This is a genomic window from Vibrio sp. YT-19(2023) (assembly GCF_033337395.1).
Map to the genome: position 1 here is coordinate 1 of NZ_JAWOQN010000968.1, position 552 is coordinate 552.

The 552-nt window shown below is 39.5% G+C and carries 1 protein-coding gene; it reads left to right on the forward strand.

Going from position 1 to position 552, the window contains the following annotated elements; translation table 11 throughout:
- Nucleotides 1-294: 294 nt before the first annotated feature.
- Nucleotides 295-453, forward strand: coding sequence for a hypothetical protein (locus R7E78_RS29470; RefSeq protein ID WP_005477734.1), 159 nt, complete (start codon nt 295-297; stop codon nt 451-453).
- Nucleotides 454-552 lie beyond the last annotated feature (99 nt).

The window sequence follows — 552 nt, forward strand, 5'->3', positions numbered from 1 at the left end:
TGAACAAAAGGTATTTTTATGGCGTACTGGATATAGGTTTGTTGAGTAGAGTAGGGAATTGATACTATTTCTATTGGTAATATTCTCACTTACCAACATAATCTTTGGTAATGCATCGCCAGTGGGCCTTAGGTAAGTTATTCAATTAAGAGCACAAAATTGATCCAATCTAGCGCACGCGGATGAAAATCTACGCTAAGTTGACCTTGCGTAACGTAGAAATGAGTTACAATAAACTTTTGTGAAACTGTCTCGGGAGTTAGTCAGTTTTACGCGATTGGACAAGGAGGCTGTATGACCAGATTGTTAGCCATTGCGGTATTGATAGTTGTAGCGTTTGTGCTATTCCGTTATCGAACCAATGAAAAAGTCCAAAAAGCGACCGTCATAACATTGATTGGCGCATTCCTGATTTATACCGCATCCATTGTGATTGCGGAACTGATTCGCTAGCAAGATAGAAGAGTCCTTGGAGTAATATACGGTGACTTCTCAAAAAAATATTGAAGAACAAGATGAAGTGGTTGTCATTGAGGAACGTGACAAACGCAC